This is a genomic window from Flavivirga algicola (assembly GCF_012910715.1).
GTDB classification, from domain to species: domain Bacteria; phylum Bacteroidota; class Bacteroidia; order Flavobacteriales; family Flavobacteriaceae; genus Flavivirga; species Flavivirga algicola.
Genome location: NZ_JABBHF010000005.1, coordinates 184,150 through 202,573 on the forward strand (window position 1 = coordinate 184,150; position 18,424 = coordinate 202,573).

Annotated in this window: 13 protein-coding genes; 5 read left to right on the forward strand and 8 right to left on the reverse strand. The window is 33.6% G+C overall.

Translation table 11 applies throughout. From position 1 onward, the window contains the following. Nucleotides 1–23: 23 nt before the first annotated feature. Together HHX25_RS10370 and HHX25_RS10375 are read right to left on the reverse strand one after the other, a co-directional pair. Nucleotides 24–1,676: a UxaA family hydrolase gene (locus HHX25_RS10370; RefSeq protein ID WP_169672863.1), complete on the reverse strand. Its 1,653-nt coding sequence runs from the start codon at nucleotides 1,674–1,676 to the stop codon at nucleotides 24–26. 8 nt (nucleotides 1,677–1,684) lie between these two features. Next, nucleotides 1,685–2,695 (reverse strand): zinc-binding alcohol dehydrogenase family protein, encoded by a 1,011-nt coding sequence (locus HHX25_RS10375; RefSeq protein WP_169672865.1) that lies wholly within the window; start codon nucleotides 2,693–2,695, stop codon nucleotides 1,685–1,687. Between the two features lie 142 nt (nucleotides 2,696–2,837). Here HHX25_RS10375 and HHX25_RS10380 point away from each other — a divergent pair, with 142 nt between their 5' ends. After that, nucleotides 2,838–3,713 (forward strand): AraC family transcriptional regulator, encoded by an 876-nt coding sequence (locus HHX25_RS10380; protein WP_169672867.1) that lies wholly within the window; start codon nucleotides 2,838–2,840, stop codon nucleotides 3,711–3,713. A 93-nt stretch (nucleotides 3,714–3,806) separates the two neighbouring features. Here the strand turns inward: HHX25_RS10380 and HHX25_RS10385 are convergent, their stop codons facing one another. After that, entirely contained in the window at nucleotides 3,807–5,342 is a 1,536-nt protein-coding gene (locus HHX25_RS10385; RefSeq protein WP_169672869.1) for an alpha-L-fucosidase, read from the reverse strand. 258 nt (nucleotides 5,343–5,600) lie between these two features. Beyond that, nucleotides 5,601–6,620: an SGNH/GDSL hydrolase family protein gene (locus tag HHX25_RS10390; protein ID WP_205958029.1), complete on the reverse strand. Its 1,020-nt coding sequence runs from the start codon at nucleotides 6,618–6,620 to the stop codon at nucleotides 5,601–5,603. Nucleotides 6,621–6,922: 302 nt separating this feature from the next. On the opposite strand from HHX25_RS10390, the gene HHX25_RS10395 reads away from it, so the two are divergent. From HHX25_RS10395 to budA, 3 genes are read left to right on the forward strand one after another with little or no spacing between them, the layout of a single operon-like run. Then, nucleotides 6,923–7,912, forward strand: coding sequence for a Kelch repeat-containing protein (locus tag HHX25_RS10395; RefSeq protein WP_169672873.1), 990 nt, complete (start codon nucleotides 6,923–6,925; stop codon nucleotides 7,910–7,912). 16 nt (nucleotides 7,913–7,928) lie between these two features. Next, nucleotides 7,929–9,752 carry an arylsulfatase gene (locus tag HHX25_RS10400; protein WP_169672875.1) on the forward strand — a complete coding sequence of 608 codons (1,824 nt, stop codon included), beginning with the start codon at nucleotides 7,929–7,931 and terminating at the stop codon, nucleotides 9,750–9,752. Nucleotides 9,753–9,762: 10 nt separating this feature from the next. Then, entirely contained in the window at nucleotides 9,763–10,584 is an 822-nt protein-coding gene (gene budA / locus HHX25_RS10405; protein ID WP_169672877.1) for an acetolactate decarboxylase, read from the forward strand. Nucleotides 10,585–10,731: 147 nt separating this feature from the next. Here the strand turns inward: budA and HHX25_RS10410 are convergent, their stop codons facing one another. Then, a complete protein-coding gene (locus HHX25_RS10410) occupies nucleotides 10,732–12,933 on the reverse strand; it encodes a carbohydrate-binding family 6 protein (RefSeq protein ID WP_169672879.1) in 2,202 nt (733 codons plus the stop codon). A 321-nt stretch (nucleotides 12,934–13,254) separates the two neighbouring features. On the opposite strand from HHX25_RS10410, the gene HHX25_RS10415 reads away from it, so the two are divergent. Further along, nucleotides 13,255–14,655, forward strand: a complete 1,401-nt coding sequence (locus HHX25_RS10415; protein WP_169672881.1) for a S41 family peptidase — start codon at nucleotides 13,255–13,257, stop codon at nucleotides 14,653–14,655. 90 nt (nucleotides 14,656–14,745) lie between these two features. Here HHX25_RS10415 and HHX25_RS10420 read toward each other — a convergent pair whose 3' ends face one another. The 3 genes from HHX25_RS10420 to HHX25_RS10430 all read right to left on the reverse strand — a co-directional run bounded on the left by HHX25_RS10420 (nucleotide 14,746) and on the right by HHX25_RS10430 (nucleotide 18,421). Further along, nucleotides 14,746–15,906: a DUF6786 family protein gene (locus HHX25_RS10420; RefSeq protein WP_169672883.1), complete on the reverse strand. Its 1,161-nt coding sequence runs from the start codon at nucleotides 15,904–15,906 to the stop codon at nucleotides 14,746–14,748. A 50-nt stretch (nucleotides 15,907–15,956) separates the two neighbouring features. After that, nucleotides 15,957–16,835, reverse strand: coding sequence for a family 16 glycosylhydrolase (locus HHX25_RS10425; protein WP_169672885.1), 879 nt, complete (start codon nucleotides 16,833–16,835; stop codon nucleotides 15,957–15,959). A 62-nt stretch (nucleotides 16,836–16,897) separates the two neighbouring features. Then, nucleotides 16,898–18,421 (reverse strand): alpha-L-fucosidase, encoded by a 1,524-nt coding sequence (locus tag HHX25_RS10430; RefSeq protein ID WP_169672887.1) that lies wholly within the window; start codon nucleotides 18,419–18,421, stop codon nucleotides 16,898–16,900. Nucleotides 18,422–18,424 lie beyond the last annotated feature (3 nt).

The following is an 18,424-nucleotide window of genomic DNA, read 5'->3' on the forward strand; positions in this document are numbered from 1 at the left end:
TTGAAATACCAAAATTTAGAATACTACAATGAAACTCCTCGTTTCCAAGGAATAAAATCGTTGTTTCCGTGCAATACTGCTTTTGAGGCAACTTCGCCACTGGCAACTTTAATAATATGGTCTAATATTTTTTCACCCATAGATTCAATGGTATCCTCTCCACTAATTACAGTTCCAGCATTTATATCTATAATATCATTCATTCTTTCGTACAAGTGGGTATTACTAGACATTTTTAAAACAGGTGCTACGGGGTTTCCAGTGGGGGTACCTAAACCAGTTGTAAATACCACAATATTGCATCCAGATCCTACTAAACCAGTCGTAGACTCGACATCGTTTCCTGGTGTGCACAATAAGTTTAAACCAGGTTTTGTTACTTGCTCGGTGTAATCTAAAACCTGAACTACGGGAGATGTTCCTCCTTTTTTTGCCGCGCCAGCAGATTTCATAGCATCTGTAATCAAGCCATCTTTTATATTTCCAGGAGAAGGGTTGTTTTCGAATCCAGACCCTACGGCTACTGCAGCTGCAGAGTAAGCACGCATTAAATCATAGAATTTTTTAGAGTCTTCTTCTGTTTCACAGCGATTAATGATTTCTTGTTCTACACCGTTCAATTCTGGAAATTCTGATAAAACGGGACTTCCTCCAAGAGCTACTAATAAATCGGATGCATAGCCTAATGCTGGATTTGCAGAAATTCCTGAAAATCCATCAGACCCACCACATTCCAAGCCTAATACCAATTTACTTAAAGGTGCTGGTTGCCTGGTTACTTTATTGGCTTCAATTAACCCCAAAAAGGTGTGTTTAACGGCCTCTTCAATTAATTTTCGCTCGCTTTCACTTTTCTGTTGTTCTAAATAATGAACGGGTTTGTCTAAGTTTGGACTAATAGCATCTAAAGCATTTTGTAGCATGTCTATTTGAGCATTCTGGCACCCTAAACTAAAAATAGTGGCTCCAGCAACATTGGGATTAGAAATATAGCCTGCCAATAACTTACACAGTGTTTCGGAATCTTGACGAATACCTCCGCAACCACCATCATGTTTTAAAAATTTAATACCATCAACATTAGGGAAGGTACGATTTTTAGTCATTTCTTCCTTGGTTGTAATGATTGGGGTATTTAAAATAGCATCTTTAGAAGCTCCTGCTTTATATTGATTAATTAAGGCTTCTGTATCTACAGCAAAGTCTTTTTTTGTTTCGTATCCCAATTTTTCAGAAAGCGCTCCTTCTAAAACATCAACATTTCTATTTTCGCAAAAGGTTAATGGAATAACCAACCAATAGTTTCCTGTGCCTACCTTGCCATCTTTTCTGTGGTAACCATTAAATGTTCTGCTTTCAAATTTTGAAGCATCTGGTGCTTTCCAGATAAATTTTTCTTTTGAATCTTGAAATTCGGCAGAGGCATGTTTTACATTATCAATAGTAATGGCACATCCTGCTTGGATGGGTTCTATGGCTTTACCAATTAGTACGCCATACATGAAAATTTCATCACCTAAGGTAAAGTCGTTTAGAGCAAACTTGTGCTTTTGTTTTATGTTTTCTTTTAAGATAATATCAACACCTTGAATGGTTGCGACTGTTCCTTTTTCAAGAGGTGTAATAGCTACAATAATATTGTCTTTTGGATCTATTTGAACGTAATTCTTGGACATTTATATTCTTAATTAAAATTTACTGTCGCTTTAATAACGCCAGTTTCTGGATTTAACCAGCTGTCAAAATTCTCTATCATTTCTGTAAAAGGAACATTGTGTGTAATGAAAGAGTCTGTTGGGAATTGATCCAGAACACTTATAACATGTTCAAAATCTTCTGTGGTAGCATTTCTGCTGCACATTAATGTCATTTCCTTAGAATGAACAGCAGGGTGATTATAGGTTAATTCTCCTTTTGAGAGCCCTACTAAGATAAATCTACCTCCATGCGACATATAGTTTGGCCCTGTTTCTAAAGCACCTTTGTGACCTGAGGCATCAAATACGGCAGTAGCCATATCTCCATTAGTGACTTCAGAGATTTGCTTTACGGGATCATTACTAACATTTACCGTGTAGTCAACACCTATTTTATCTTTAGCATATTGTAAACGATCTTCATTTAGGTCTAAAGCAATAACCTTGGCTCCGGCTATCTGTGCTAACTTCATGATGCCAATTCCAATAGGACCACAGCCTATAACGACTACAAACTCATCTTTTTTTATGTCAGCTCTTCTAACAGCATGCGCACCAATTGCTAAAGGTTCTACAATGGCCATTTCATCATTAGATAGATTATTGGCAGGAAGTAAAATATTAGTAGGTACAGTTATTTGTTCTTGCATACCACCATCTCCATGTACCCCAAGTACTGTTATGTTCGTACAGCAATTAGTTTTACCATTTCTACATGCAATACATTTACCGCAGCTAACATAAGGCATAACAACAACTTTATCGCCAGCTTTTATGCCTTGTGGATTTTCTCCTATTTCTAGAACTTCTGAAGCCAATTCATGCCCTAATATTCTAGGATAAGTAAAAAAAGCTTGATTTCCAGAGTAGGCATGTAGATCTGTTCCACATATACCAACTTTATTTATTTGTAATAAAGCTTCATTTTCTTTTCTAATTGGAGCATCTTTTTCCTTTAAAAGAAACTCTCCAGGCTTTTCGCAAACAATATATTTCATAAAAAATTAATATTAAGAACACAAAATTAGACCGATTATCAAGTCAAATCTACCTCATAGAAGACATTTTTTGATACTTTAATTGCATTAAAAAAAATATTTGGGCTATTATTGCATTATAAGATCAATAAACAATGCTAAAATGAAGCTCCATTTTATAGATAGAAGTGACTTAAATAACAATACTTTTACTGTTACGCATCACAACTATCCGTATTTTTTAAAAATTTGGCACCATCATAGGGAGTTAGAATTGGTTTTGTCTATTAAAAGTAAAGGAACCCGGTTTGTTGGTGATAGCATTCTTAAATTCGATGAGGGTGATTTGGTACTCATTGGTAAAGATTTGCCACATATGTGGTTAAATGACGATGAATATTTTGAAGCATCGTCTAATTTAAAGGCCGAAGCGATTGCCATTCATTTCAAACAGGATTTTCTTGGGAGTGATTTTTTTAAAATTAATGAAATGAAACCCATTTTAGATTTAATAGAAAAGGCTAAGTATGGCATTAAATTCTTGAATATTAGCTCGAAATTAGTAGACAAAATAAAGACACTTTCAAGCCTTAATGGGTTTCATAGAGTGATGCGTTTTATTGATATTTTAAATGATTTGGCTCATTGTGAAACTTTTCAACTTTTAGCAAGTAAAGGGTTTATAAACTCATTCAATAAAGGAAGCCATAGAAATTTAGACAAGGCCTATGAGTATATATTTAACAATTTTAAAGAACAAATAACGCTTGTTGATGTTGCGAAAATAGCTTGTATGAATCCATCTTCATTTAGTAGGCTGTTTAAAAAGGTAAATGGTAAATCGTTTTCAGAATATTTGAATGAAGTTAGAATTGGCTATGCTTGTAAACTTTTAATGGAAAGAAATAAAAATATTTCTAAAGTATGCTATGAATCTGGCTTTAACAATATTTCTAATTTTAATAGGAGGTTCAAGGCACTTATGCTAATGTCTCCTAAAGTTTATGTTCAACATTATAAAAAAGTTAAATATATGTAGAAGAGGGATTCCCTTTTTTATATCGAAAAAGGGTGCATTGAAATACACCCTTTTAATTAAACAAACAAAAAACTAAATAAACTATAAGTTTTACTACATGGTAATTTCTAGTACAAATGCATGATCACAAGGTTTCTCGTGAGGCATTTCTACTGTTAAACTATCATCATTTTGGGACCATTTTATTTCTGCATTACTTCCAAGCATTTTAACCTGGGTAACAGAATCTTCAGTCTTTTTAACTGATTTAATACTAACTTTGTTATTCTCAGGCCAGGCCATCATAATGGCATATAGTTTCCCGTCTTTTTGTGTAAAACGAATATCCTGTCCCGTAAACTCTTTATTGTTGCCTTCAGAGTGATGTCCTTTACTAACTTCAGTTGGGCCTTCTCCAAATACTTTCCAATATTTGGTGTCATAGATGGCCGTTCCATTAATTGATAGCCAATTACCTATTTCCAACAAAATGTCTTTTTGGTCATCTGGTATGGTACCGTCAGCTTTAGGACCAACATTTAATAAAAGATTTCCATTTTTGGATACGATATCTACTAAATCATCAATTAATTGATTAGCAGTTTTAGATTCCCAGTTGGATACATGGCTCCATGAATTCTTACCTATTGAGGTGTCTGTTTGCCATGGCAACTTTCTAATACCAGGTAGTTTTCCTCTTTCTAAATCATAAATAACGGTACCTTCAGGAAACGCATCATGATCGAAATTCTTGTCTTGAAGTACAACCTCTTTCCCCCATTCTATTCCTTTATTATAATAATAAGCGGCAATTTTTGGACGCATATCCTTATAGTCTGGAATATCTAAATAAAAATCGAACCAAAGGATGTCTGGTTGGTAATTATCAATTAAATCTACCGTTCTATCCCACCACTTTTTCTTAAACTCATCAGAAACTGGCTCGGTTAGATCTTTTCCTTTTGGAGAATATAAATCTGCATATTCAGGATCTGTAGTGTCAAAATGATCTTTTTTATTATAAAAAGACCAATTAAAAGCATAATGAGATGAAGCTCCCATAATTAAGCCTTTACTTCTACCTTCTTTAAAGAGTTCCCCTAAAATATCTCTTTTTGGTCCCATATCTACAGAATTCCAACGTGTGGTATTCGATTTGTACATGGCAAACCCATCATGGTGATCCGCTACAGGAACCACATATTTAGCTCCCGATTTTTTAAATAAGTCGATCCATTCTGCAGCATTAAATTTTTCTCCTTTAAACATAGGTACAAAATCCTTATAACCAAATGTTTTTTGATCTCCCCATGTTTCTTTATGATGAAGATAAGAAGCATTGGGACCTTCTTTTTGCAAATTTAACTGGGCAGTAAATGTTGCTGTATCCATGTACATACGACGCGGATACCACTCTGATCCAAAAGCGGGAACAGAGTAAACCCCCCAATGTATAAATATTCCAAATTTTTGATTGTTGAACCACTCAGGATCCTTGTAATGTTTTTTAATAGATTCCCAGTTGGGTTGGAAAACCAGGAGGGAGTCTTTCTCAACTACTTCAGCTAGTTTTTTGTCATTTTTTGATCCGCAAGAGACTAAAAAAATAAGAAGAAGTATTAATAATAAATGATTTTGCTTAAAAGCCATAAGGTATTTTATTTAATATGATTTATGGTTAGAGTTTATTTAAATACACTCATAATTTCTGCTGCTAAAGTCTAATTTTATTAGGTTTTATGACGTGTCGAATGTTGAAAACTATATAACAAATGGGTTTTTATTCTTTTTGTGCTGTTGGAGTTATTTGCTATTATGTTGAATAAGAGTGCTTTTTATTTAATGATGGTATAAATGATTTGTTAAATAAAAAATAATTTGATTGAAATAGATCATGGTTTTTGGATATTAATTAATCATTATTTTGCTTTTTATTAATTGTGTTAGGGCTTTTGCAATTACTTTATGTTCTTCAACTTTTGGGTGTCCTTTAGTATTTTTATATGGCACAAAACAGGTATGGATTTTTTTATCATTTAGTGCATTAATTGCTGTTTGAACATACTCTGGCCATAAAGATCCTTTTTTAGTGATGTCCATATTTCCAAGCACACATACAATACTGGCTGTTGGGTTTTTTTCTCGAAGCGTTTTTATAAAGGTTCCATAGGCCTTTATTATTTGTTTTTCATTAGGTTTTTGATCTTTAAACCTTTGTTTAAATTCAACATAATCTGGTCGGTTTAGAATCCAGGAGTCATTTTGGAACAAATTAACAACCATGATATCTGCTTGTTTTTTAGAAAAATCCCATTTGCTGTTCACATCATTAGGATTTAATCTATAATACATTTCAGGCATGATCATATTGAACCAGCTTACCATAATACCTATGCCTCCTCTGGCAATGCAAGAATATTCTGCATTGATATTACGAGCTGTCATTGCTGCATATGTATTGTAGTTATTGGTAACGTCTCCCTCTGATTTATCATCTCCAGAATAATCTTCATTACCATGGCCAGTTGTAATGGAGTCGCCATAAAACTCTATGAATACAGATTTTTCTTCATCTTTAGGTAATATTTTGGTCCCTAAAATTTCAAAACCATAAAAAAGAGTTGTACCATAGGTCCATTCATTTCTTTTGGTCAATTCAACCGAATGCTTTCCAGAAGGTAAATCCTTAGCAAGTGTGTAAGTGTTTTTTTCTGGATTTAAACTCAACGTGTCAAACTTAGTACCGTCAATAATGACGTTAAAATAATTTTTGCCGTTTTCGTCTTTTAAAATTGCCTTTACGGTAGTACCTTCAAAATTAATTTTAATAGATGATCCAGACCAATATATTTCTTGAGCAGTGTGGTCAGCATTTTTACCTATTCTCCCTTCATATACAATGTTTTTGTCAGTATGATTTATTGACATAAAATGATTTTTGGCTATGGGAATTTTACAGTTTGTAAAGAGAAAAAATATGATTATATAAGCAAGGAAGTTTTTCATTATTTAAATCTACACTTACAAAATGACTATTGCAAACTAAAAAAATGGGCTATTTGTCTTTGTTATAAAGAGAAATTTAGGCCAATGTGCTTTAATGTATATAAAAATGATCTCAAAAAAATACATTTGATATACATTAAAGATCATATTAAATAAACATTCAACAGTATATTACGTAGTTTTATTTTTTATATTAACAGCTTAACATTTATAAAATTAAAAGTATGTTTAAAAGTAACTGGATTTTAATATTACTGTTTTTACTTATTTTATCCTGTAAAGGTTATAAGCAAGCCGATTTCAACCATAAAAAATCATGGCATCAGGTTGTTACGTCTGATGATTCTTCCCCAATAGCGAGACATGAAGCAGCTTTTGTAAATGTAGGGGATAAGTTCTATCTATTGGGAGGAAGAGGTATAAGGTCTATTAGCATTTTTGATACAAAAACTCAAAAATGGTCTTTAGGGGAACAACCGCCTATTGAGTTTCATCATTTTCAACCCATTGTATTTGAAGATAAAGTATATATAATAGGCGCACTCACTGGTAAGTATCCTGCTGAAACTCCGGTCGAGAATGTTTACGCATATAATACAACAACCGATAGTTGGGAAAAAGGTGCCCCTATTCCTAAAGACAGGTTAAGAGGTTCTACAGGCAATGTTATTAAAGATGGTGTGGTTTATTTATCATGCGGTATTAGCAATGGCCATATAAGCGGACATAAAAAATGGTTAGACAGCTATAATCTTAAAACTGGGGAATGGAAAATACTTCCAGATGCCCCAAGAGCAAGGGATCATTTTCAGGCTGTAGAAAGCGATAATAAAATTTATGTACTAGCTGGGAGATTATCCAAAGCACCAAGTGCAACATTTAAAGAAACCATAGCAGAGGTTGATGTATACGATATTAAAAAGAATATATGGGTAACATTAGAAAAAGAAATTCCCACCCAACGCGCTGGTAATATAGCATTATTATATAAAGATGATGTGCTGGTTATAGGAGGCGAGTCCGCTAGTCAAACTAAGGCACACAATGATGTTGAAGGTTTAAATACTAAAAACCATACATGGATAACATACCCTTCTTTATTACAAGGAAGACATGGTACGGGAGCCGTATTGTTTAATAATCACATATATATAGCTTCTGGTTGTGGAAATAGAGGTGGCTCTCCAGAATTAAACACCATGGAAAAATATTGATTTAAAATATGCTTTAATGAAAAAGCCCATTAAAATAGTAGCCATACTCATCATTCTGATTTTAACAAGTTGTAAAACAAAAAGTGAAGAGGAAACAAAGAAGGCTAAAAGGCCAAATGTCATTTTAGTCATTACAGATGACCAAGGTTATGGAGATATTGGAGCGCATGGAAACCAAATCATTAAAACACCAAATATTGATGCATTTTACAATGAAAGTTATCATTTAACAGATTTTCATGTGAATCCAACCTGTGCGCCAACGCGATCGGCCTTAATGACAGGGAGATTTGCCAATAGTACGGGTGTTTGGCATACCGTAGGAGGAAGGTCGTTATTAAGAGAAGATGAAAAGACGCTGGCAGATATGTTTGCGGAAAATGGTTATGTAACAGGAGCTTTTGGAAAATGGCATATGGGAGATAATTACCCGTTTAGAGCCCATGATCGTGGATTTCAGGAAACAGTAATGCATTATGGAGGGGGTGTACAACAGACACCAGATTATTGGGGTAATAATTATTTTAATGATACATATTTTAAAAATGGAAAGCCTGTTAAGTACCATGGTTATTGTACAGATGTTTTTTTTCAGGAAGCAATACGGTTTATAGAATCGAATAAAGAAGCTCCTTTTTTTTGCTACATATCAACAAATGCACCCCACGGTCCTTATAATGTTCCTGTAAACTATTATAACATGTATAAAGATTTGAGTGGTGCTATTTTAGCAGATACTCAAAAACGTTTTTATGGAATGATTACCAATGTTGATGATAATTTTGGAAAGTTAAGAAACACCTTGAAAGCATTGAATATAGCTGATAATACGATTTTAATTTTCATGACAGATAATGGAACATCTTCTGGGTACTATAGTAGAAATGGAAAAATTACTGGATTTAATGCAGAAATGAGAGGGATTAAAGGAAGTGAATATGAAGGTGGTCACAGAGTCCCGTTTTTTATTCATTGGAAGGATGGGAATATTAACATCTCAAAGGATATTAATGAGCTAACGGCTCAAATAGATATCTTGCCAACATTGGCTGAGTTGTGCGATTTAAAATTACCTAAAGACCATTTAGAGATTCATGGACAAAGCTTGGTTTCTATGTTTTCAGATCCTGAAAGTGCAAATAATAGAATGTTGGTTACAGATTCGCAGCGTTTGGAGATACCAAAAAAATGGAAAAATTCTTCGGTGATGCAAAATAAATGGCGACTGATTAATGGAACTGAACTTTATAATATTGAGAATGATAAGGGGCAAATAGACAACGTGGCTTCCCAATATCCAGAAAGAGTAATGGACATGCGAAATTTTTATGAAAAATGGTGGACGCGCATATCTGGTAAATTCGACGAACAAATCTTCTTTAAAGTAGGTATTGAGGAGGAAAACCCTGTGACCTTAACGGCTCATGATGTCCATTCTGATAAAGAAAATTACCCTTGGAATCAAATTCAAATAAGAAAGGGGAAGATAGGATCGGGGTATTGGAGCATTGATGTAAAACATGAAGGTGATTATGAGATTTCTCTAAGAAGATATCCTAAAGAATCAGATCTGTTAATAAACACATCTGTACCTAAGGTAACTACAGAAGAGCTTCCAGGGTTAGAATTTGATATCCCCAAGGGTGTAGGCTTAAATTATACAGAGGCATCTATAATGATAGGGAATCAGATAAATGAAACGGTCCAGGTAGGAAATACTGATAAATCGGCAGATTTTAAGGTACATTTAAAATCCGGGAGAACTAAATTTACAGCTAAATTCATAAACTCTAAAGGTGAAGAAAATGTAGCTTATTATGCTTATGTTAAAAAAATATAAATTAAGAAAAATGATATTTAAAAAAACACCCTCGCTGCTTTCTGTTTGTGCTTTTTTCGCACTTATTTTTTGCAGTGCTTGTATAAATGATGCCAAAACACCAGATGAACCAGCCGTCATTGAAAAAGCAAGTATCGATCGCGATTTATTTTACCATTATTCTATTTGGTATGCTTTTGTAAATAAAGTTTTTGAAGGAGACTTAACCGTATCTAAATTGAAAACAAAAGGCGATATAGGATTAGGATCTTATACAAAACTGGATGGCGAGTTGATTATGCTTGATGGAATTCCCTATAGGGCCACTGAAGATGGTCATGTTAGTATTGCAAAAGGTGCCGATAAGATTGTATATGTAAATACAACTTTTTTTGATGAAGATTTATCGTTTAAAATTACTAATACCATAAATTATGATTCTTTAAGAGTTGAAATAAATAAACAACTTCCTTCAAAAAACATGTTTTATGCTTTCAAAATTCATGGAAAATTTAAAAACATCAAGTGTGGTGGTTTAAACAAACAGGAGCCGCCTTTTAAGGAAGGTTTAGATGTGTTGATTCCTAATAGACCTATTTTTAAGGCAGAAGAAATAGAGGGCACGATGGTTGGCTTTTACTGCCCTAAATTTATTGGAGATATAAATGTTGCGGGTTATCACTTGCATTTCATATCAGATGATAAAAAATTTGGAGGACATGTTATGGAATTCAGTGCAGAATCCCTAAATGTTTCTATTGATGAAATGTATGAATATCAGTTCGTTTTACCTAATACAGACGCTTATAGGCATGTAGGTTTCGATAAACAATTCCAATACAAAAAGGATTGATTAAAACATTATTAAAAGCCAATTCAGTGTCGTTGATGTGAGGCTTTGTAAAAAGTCGTGGCAATCTTTTAAGTCAATTTGAAAGATTAGTACATTTAGACCACGCTCTGTGCTGGCTGACTCCTTTAAAGTAAGTTGATTAGATCATTATATTTTTTTCTTGTCAGAATTCTTTTCTTCTTCGTAAGTTTTGATGTTTCTGGCAAAATCAACTTCTTTTTTAACGATTTCTAATTGTTTTTCCCAATCAAAGGTTCTTAAGCGCGCAAAGTTTTGACGTTCATATCTGGGAACATTAATATTTGTATATTTTTCCCAGCTTGCTGCGGCATTTTTAAGATGCTCAATAGCTTTTTCTTTATAGGAAGCCTCACCATTGTTTTTATAAAACTCTAATGCTACAGCGCCATTGATTTTATGGGCATAATATGCACCTAAAAAACTCATGGATTTAATGTCTAACAATGTTTGTTTTAATTCTTCGGAAGTTTTCCCAGCTAACAATGTATCAGCATTTTTAATGGCGTTGCTGGAATAGGTTGTTAAGTTGCTTACCACATCAAGAGGCGTTATTGATTTGATGTCTTTATTGTTTAAAACAGCTTTGACATAGTCTGAAACATTTAAAATGCCACTGCCCTCCATAGTAGGATTGGTTCTGAATTTATCAACCGATTTTAAATCATTCCAAATCTCCATACAAGCCTCTGGTTGCCAGTGGAAGTCCCAATCTCCCCAAGCAAATCGTGTTACTTGCGGTATTATTTTTGAAGCTTCGGCCCAAGTATTCATTAATAATTCTGCATCGGTTTCCGGGTATTTGAACGCTAATATTTGTTGGAATCTATTTTTTGGAATATCGGGGTTATATCCTAATCTTCCCCAAAGCATAAAATTATACCAGTGCTTATCGATCTCTAATTGTCTAGGAGTTGCAGGTTGTTTACTAATAAATTCCCTGCCCCAAACATAACCGTCCGATCCCATATGATAACCTGCTGTTTGATCAAAGGGTAAGTGCTTAATAAAATCGCTGGCAAATTGTGGGTCTCCCCAACGGTGTATAAAAATATCATCATTTCTAAGGTTCCACCATGACTTTAAATTTTCTGTTTTCATCCATTCTGCAAATGGTTTGTAAAAAGGTGGATTGACGGCAGAATACATATGGGCTTTAGCGTATTTAAAACTCATCTCAAAAGGATCAGGATAATGGTCCCAATACTTGTTTACTATTTTCATATCTGTCCACCAAAAACGATGAATAAAATTTACGGTTCTGTCTGTTTGTGTTTTTTTAGCATCTAAAATACCTAAACCATACGTTTCCCAGAGCCATTTTTCCTTATCATCATCGTTCATGGGAGTCCGCATGTTTTCACCAGCAGTAACTCCGATACCTGTAACATCAGGATAATTTAAAAGAAACTGTTTTACAGATTTTCGTAAATAATCTTTACTAATCTCATTTTTATAATCGTTAGTAATACCATATTTCCCAACTTGACCTTCATTTTCCCAGTTAGGTCCTGGAGGAGAAGCACCGTTTAAGCAAATGTTCCAGGTAATAAAATATATATCAATACCTCTGTTTTTGGCATGTTTCATTACCTTTTGCCAAAACACAATCTTTTCGTCAATGGTCATTTTTTTGAGGACTTTCAAATTAGCAATAATTTTACTGCTTGGCATTTCTGGAACATTCCAATAATTGCCATTTTCTTGAGGTTTAATCGTGGTTCCACAAACATCTTGTAATGCTACATCTGGATAGTCATCAAGTTTTACCATAGAAGAGAAGGGGTGAGCATTCCAGTAAGAAATGGTGTTGTAACGATGGCGCGCCATGTTGTCAAAAAATTGTTCCCAGAACTCCAGGTTCCACATATCGATAATGTTATTTTGGGCAGAATCTCCAGAGTCATCAAAACTTGAAGTTCTTACATCTAAAGGAATATTAAATTTGATACCTCTTCTCTTTATGTAAGGCTTGTCATTAATTTTTGTAATTGAATGGATATCTTTTCCAATATTAATTAGTTCGGTAAGCTCTAAACCACCATACATTAAACCATTTGCATCACTGGATTTTATAAGAATTTCAGAATCGGATACTTTTTCAATCTTAAAACCTTGCGAGGAGCTACTGTTTTCCTCTAGTTTGAATTTAATTGTAAAATTACCATTGCTGGCTACTTTATAAGATTTTAGATGTAGTGCTTTCGTTAAATCTGTTACGGCAAAATCAACTTGAGGTATAGATGAATCGTAAGCTATTTCAATTGTTTTTTCATTGGCACATGAAGTTAATGCTAGAAAACTAATAAGTAGTATTACAAAATGTTTCATTTTAGGAACTAAAGATTGATTACTGGCATAAATTTAGGTAATTAGAAGATATAATTTAGGCCAAGCCCTAGTTATAAGCCATTTGTTATAGAGAATAAAACACCTATTATTTATTTTAACAAAGGTATTAAGGGTAATTCACTATTATTACTTGGATAAAAAATAACATTTAATTAGTTGTTAACATTTTTCTTTCTCCTTATTTTATTAGTGTTTTACAATTTCTTTTTTGAGCCAATTTACTTTAAGGCAAAATGATGCAACGCATTGATTTTTTAAATGTCTATAGTAGGAAAAGTCATTAATTAAAAAATCAAGATTATGAAACGACCTATTTTAAAGAAAGAAAAATTCGTAAAAACACTGAACAGATTATTTCTGTGCCTTTTATTTTTTTGCTGTTTTGCCTGTAAATCAGATGATCATATACCTCCTCCTATCAATTCAACACACGGCTTTTGGTCGATAGCAGACAAAGGGTATATTTTAGAGATTGCAGATGATAAAAATATACTATACAATACATCTTCTGCAGGGTGTTCAATTCTGGATAATGATTTTAGTATAGAAAAATCGAGCTTTGATTTAGAGGTGGTTGGTCCTGATGAACTTGCTGGAATCTCAAAGATATCGCTTTCTAAACTAAAGCTAACCCGTTTAACCGATCTGGATAGTAGTTGCCTTCCAGATCAGATTTCTAATACTGAAGACGTAAAAGTTAATTTTGATCATTTTTGGTCTTTTTTTAACGACTATTATGCCTTTTTTGAATTAAGAGGTGTAAACTGGGCCAATTATAAAAATTATGGTAGTCAAGTTACAGAAGATAATTTTTACGATATTCTAGAAGAATTAATACTTTTATTTGAAGATGGGCATGTGAGTATTGATGATGATGAAAATGATATTTATGTAGAATCTGGGATTCCAAGCTTAATTGAGAGATTGAATACAAATTTGCATGGAGATTTTGTTATAGAAGATGAAGACGATTTGGATGAAATTTTAGAACAAAAAGCAAAAGTTATTATCGAAAAGTACCTAGATGGAACCTTTGAACAAGATAGAGAAGAAAATATGTTATGGGGTTTTATAAATGATGATATAGCATACTTGAATATTTTAGGAATGGGAGGATTTGGTACTGATTTAAACGATGAATTGGCTTCATTAAATTCTGTATTGGACGAAATTATGGAGGATATTAAAAATTCTGCTGTTTCTAAACTGATAATTGATATTCGTTTTAATGGAGGAGGCTTTGATAAAGTTTCATCAGAGATTGCATCACGTTTTACAAACCAAGATCGTGTGGTTTTTTCAAAAAAGGCGCGATTAGGGAATGGCTTTACGGAAGATCAAGTCATAACATTAGGTCCAAAAGGCGATTTCCAGTTTGATAAAGATATTGTTTTGTTAACGGGACCTTTAACTGCAAGTGCGGCTGAAATCTTCACTTTATATTTAAAAGATTTACCGTATGTCACTATTGTAGGCGAAAATACCAATGGTGTTTTTTCAGATATACTAACGCATGCATTACCAAATGGTGCATTAATAGGTTTGTCAAACGAAGTATATAGCGATACTAAAGGCATTATATATGAAGCCGTAGGTGTTGGGCCAGTTGAAGAAAATAAAGTGCCTTTTTTGTCTAATAATGATTTAACCAATAATACAGATGGAGGGATTGAAAAGGCCATTGAAGTGCTTAATAATTAGGCTAGGTTAATTGAGAAATAATAAGACAGGAATCCATCCTGTTAAGGCTGATTCTTGTCTGTAAATAAGTATCTTACTAATCGAATAAAACTATTTTATTTCATTGAGGTTAAAATTTAAAAGCTTTTCCGAAATATGGTTTAACTCATTAAAACTTCCAGAGAAATGATAGACTCTGTGAAAATGTGTTATAGTTTCATTGGGATGTAATACTTTCATGGCAGAGGTAGATTCTAATTCAAAAAAACTAATGTCATCCGTGGCAGAATAATCCATAGTACCATGATTGTAAATAGGAATAACTTCTCCTTGGTATGGATTTTTTTGAACAAAAACATTCGAATTAAAATAAAGGCTGTCGTTTGTTTTTCGGTATTGAATAATGGTTAGCCGCTGCTGGTCTTTAGAGTAGCAGCCATAAATTTCTGGAGCAAATTTGTGAGGAACTCCAATCTTACTTCTATACTTACCATCGGCTCTATAAAGCAATGTTTTGTTTTTGATATATAATCTTTTAGTATTTAAAGGTCCCATGTATTTGAACACATTGGATATAGAACCGTTGTTTTTTAAAGGAATAATAACCGTAGTACTATCTCTACCCTTAAACATGCCAGCACTCCATATAGAAGCTAAGCCTGTTTCTTTTTTCCAACTAACAGAATCTATGTTTTTAAGGGTGTGAGAGCTATTGTAAGCAACAAAGTCAACGGTAGGGTTTAATTTAAACTTTAGGTTTTCTTCAATATTGCTTTTGTTTAAAATAGAGATATTGCGTTTTATGTTTAAGTTAAAAGTAGTGCCTTTAAAGTTGGTTAACTGTACGTTGCCCTCTAATAGTACCTGTGTACTTGTTTTAGACAATTCATTAAAGGTCATGTCCTCTAAAGTACTAGGTACTTGCCAATTTTTTTCATCTAATGGTTTGATTTGCTGGTAATAAAAGGAAAACTGTCCGCCTAATGGGCCAATCCAGATTCTGTCTTCGCCACCAACTCCCTTTCCAGTTGGATTTTGCTTGTTTATAGCATTTCTGTTAAGCCATCCGTTGCTTTTTCCAGCCATACCATGGTAGGTACTTGTTATAATTTTTCCCTGATATTTTGGGCAAATTATAAGTCGGGATTTGCCTTCATTTGAGGTAAGCTCAACAAAATTGGTGTGTTCTTTTATGAGTTTTAGGTCATCTTCATAGCTACTTATATTGGTTTTATTATTGCAGCTAGCAACGATGCATATAATTATGAACAACTTTAACACTCTAAAACACGAAGTAAACAAAGACTCTAGCATCAAACTTATTATTTTCGTTTCCAGGCCCTAAAATATTTAACATGGTATTCGCCATTTAAACGATTATCGTCTGGAAGTGCTCCAAACCATTTATTAGATTCACAATTAAAATTCACTTCTAAAGGTTGATGCCAATGTGTGTTTTTAGCTTCTCTAAACAAGATGCCATCAATATAAAAACGAATAAACTCTGGTGTCCATTCTAAGCCCCAAACATGATAATCTGCTTGTAATTCTTCAGGGAAATAGTATTTTTTTGTTCTCGAAAAATGTTTTTTAATATTTCCTTTGTTTTTCGGGGTTCTAAAAACATGAATATTAGAATTTAGATCATGTCTGTTATAGTGTAGTCCTGGTGCATTTTCACAAATATCAATTTCTGTCCACCAATCTTTGCTAACATTGGTCATCCAAAAACCAGAAACCCATGGTGCATCCATGAGTTTTGCTTCAGCTTCAAAATATCCATATAAAAATTGTTGTTTACTCTTAATAAATCCAGTGGTATGTGTGAAATTAGCAGGTAATTTTTCATTACCATGTTTATTGACTCTAATAACCAATTCGCCATTTTCTAAGCTCACATTAGATCCGTGAAAATAAGTGGGAGGTCTCCCTTTCCATTTAGGGTTGTTGGGATACCATCTTTTCTCATTCACTTTTTCTTCATTAAATTCATCGGAGTACTTTTTTAATAATACCCACTGTTTAGAGTTGCTTTGATCTGATAAAGGGAACGTATTGTTACTTCTAATAATGGCGTTTTCTATATTGACAGAATCGACATAATTTTTTGGAGGGATCGTCAAGTCCTGGCCTAGGATATCAACTATCGAACTAAGGCTTACTAAACACGCTAATAGAAGTTTTTTGTTATTATTGATCATAAATTTATTGTTTTATAGAAATTAAACCTAATCTATATCGGTCAGGTTTGATGTTATTACTTTTATATATCAAGGTCTATTTTATATACTAAAGCGGTGCCCGCTTTTAATGGCTTCTTTTTTGGTTGTTGTACTGATAGTCCATCTTTTGTTTTTTTCCAACGAATTGTTTCACCGCTACCTAAAACTGTAACCGATTTTATTTTTAGACTTTTAGCTTTGTTTGCAAATGTTTTGAAGGTTCTTTCGTTTTCTTTTTCATTCCAACCTAACTGAATAGCATAAACCGTTTTTCCGTTTTGTGTAAAACGAACGTCCTGTGCATTTAAGTTCTCCAAACCTTTCTTTATGGCTCCATATGCATTCCATGCATCTTGAGGATCCTTTTTTAAGATCGTTGTTCCTTCTCCATAAGCAACAAAAGGTCGTGTATTGTATATGGCCTCACCATATAGTTTAAGCCAGCCTCCAATATCATTTAATGCATCAACTTGTTCTTGTGGAATGGTTCCATCTGCCATTGGACCAGCAGAGAGAATCATAAAGCCATTTTTGCTCACGATGTCTGCCATCATACGAATGGCTTTTTTAGGGTTGATGGCCGTTCTCTTTTCCTTATTAAAGCACCACGAGCTTCCTAAAATAAAATCGGTTACCCAAATCTCTGGTGTAATGTCTTCCATAGTCGCTCTTTCTACATTCACTATAGCTAGGTCTGTAGGGAAAAAGGAACCTTTGGTATTAACAACAACACTCTTATTGAGTTCTTTGGCTTTATTAAAGTAATTAGCCAAAAATTGTTTCCTGTGGGATTCTTTGATATAACGCTGTCCAAAATCCATCCAGATATAATCTGGACAAAAATTGTCGATAACTTCATTAAGTTTGGTTAACCACCTGTTATTAAAATCATCATACGTTAAATTGTTGTATAGCGTTTTGTATTTTTCCTCTTTGGGGACTATACAAGAATCCTGAATAATGATATGTCTGGTTACAGGTAAAATCCATTTATTCTCTTCTTTAGGATAAAACACCAATCCAAAGCCATGATGAAAAGTGGCCATGAACTTTAAGTTACGTTTTTTTGTTTCCTGATATATTTCTTTTATGACATCTATTTTTGGCCCCATTTTAGCAGAATTCCATTTGTTTACCTTACTATCCCATAAAGAAAAACCATCATGGTGTTCTGCAATAGAACCAACGACTTTAGCCCCAGCATTTTCAAATAGATCGACCCATTCTCTAGCGTTAAATTTTGGTGCTTTCCACATGGGAATAAAATCATGGTAATCAAACCCTTTTCCATAAGTTTTTTGATGATAATCATAAATTTTTTCTCCCCAACCAACCCGATTAGGGTCGTACATGAACCTAGGATACCATTCACTACCCCAGGCAGGAACAGAATATATGCCCCAATGAAAGTAGATTCCGAATTTGGCATCAGCAAACCATTCTGGAGAGGCTTTATGTACTTTCAAATCTTCCCATTCGGGTTTAAATGATTGTGCGTTCACAGCTTGAAAACTTGTTATTAATAACAAAAAAAGGAAGAAAGAAAGCATAAAGTTTTTGGCCATAAC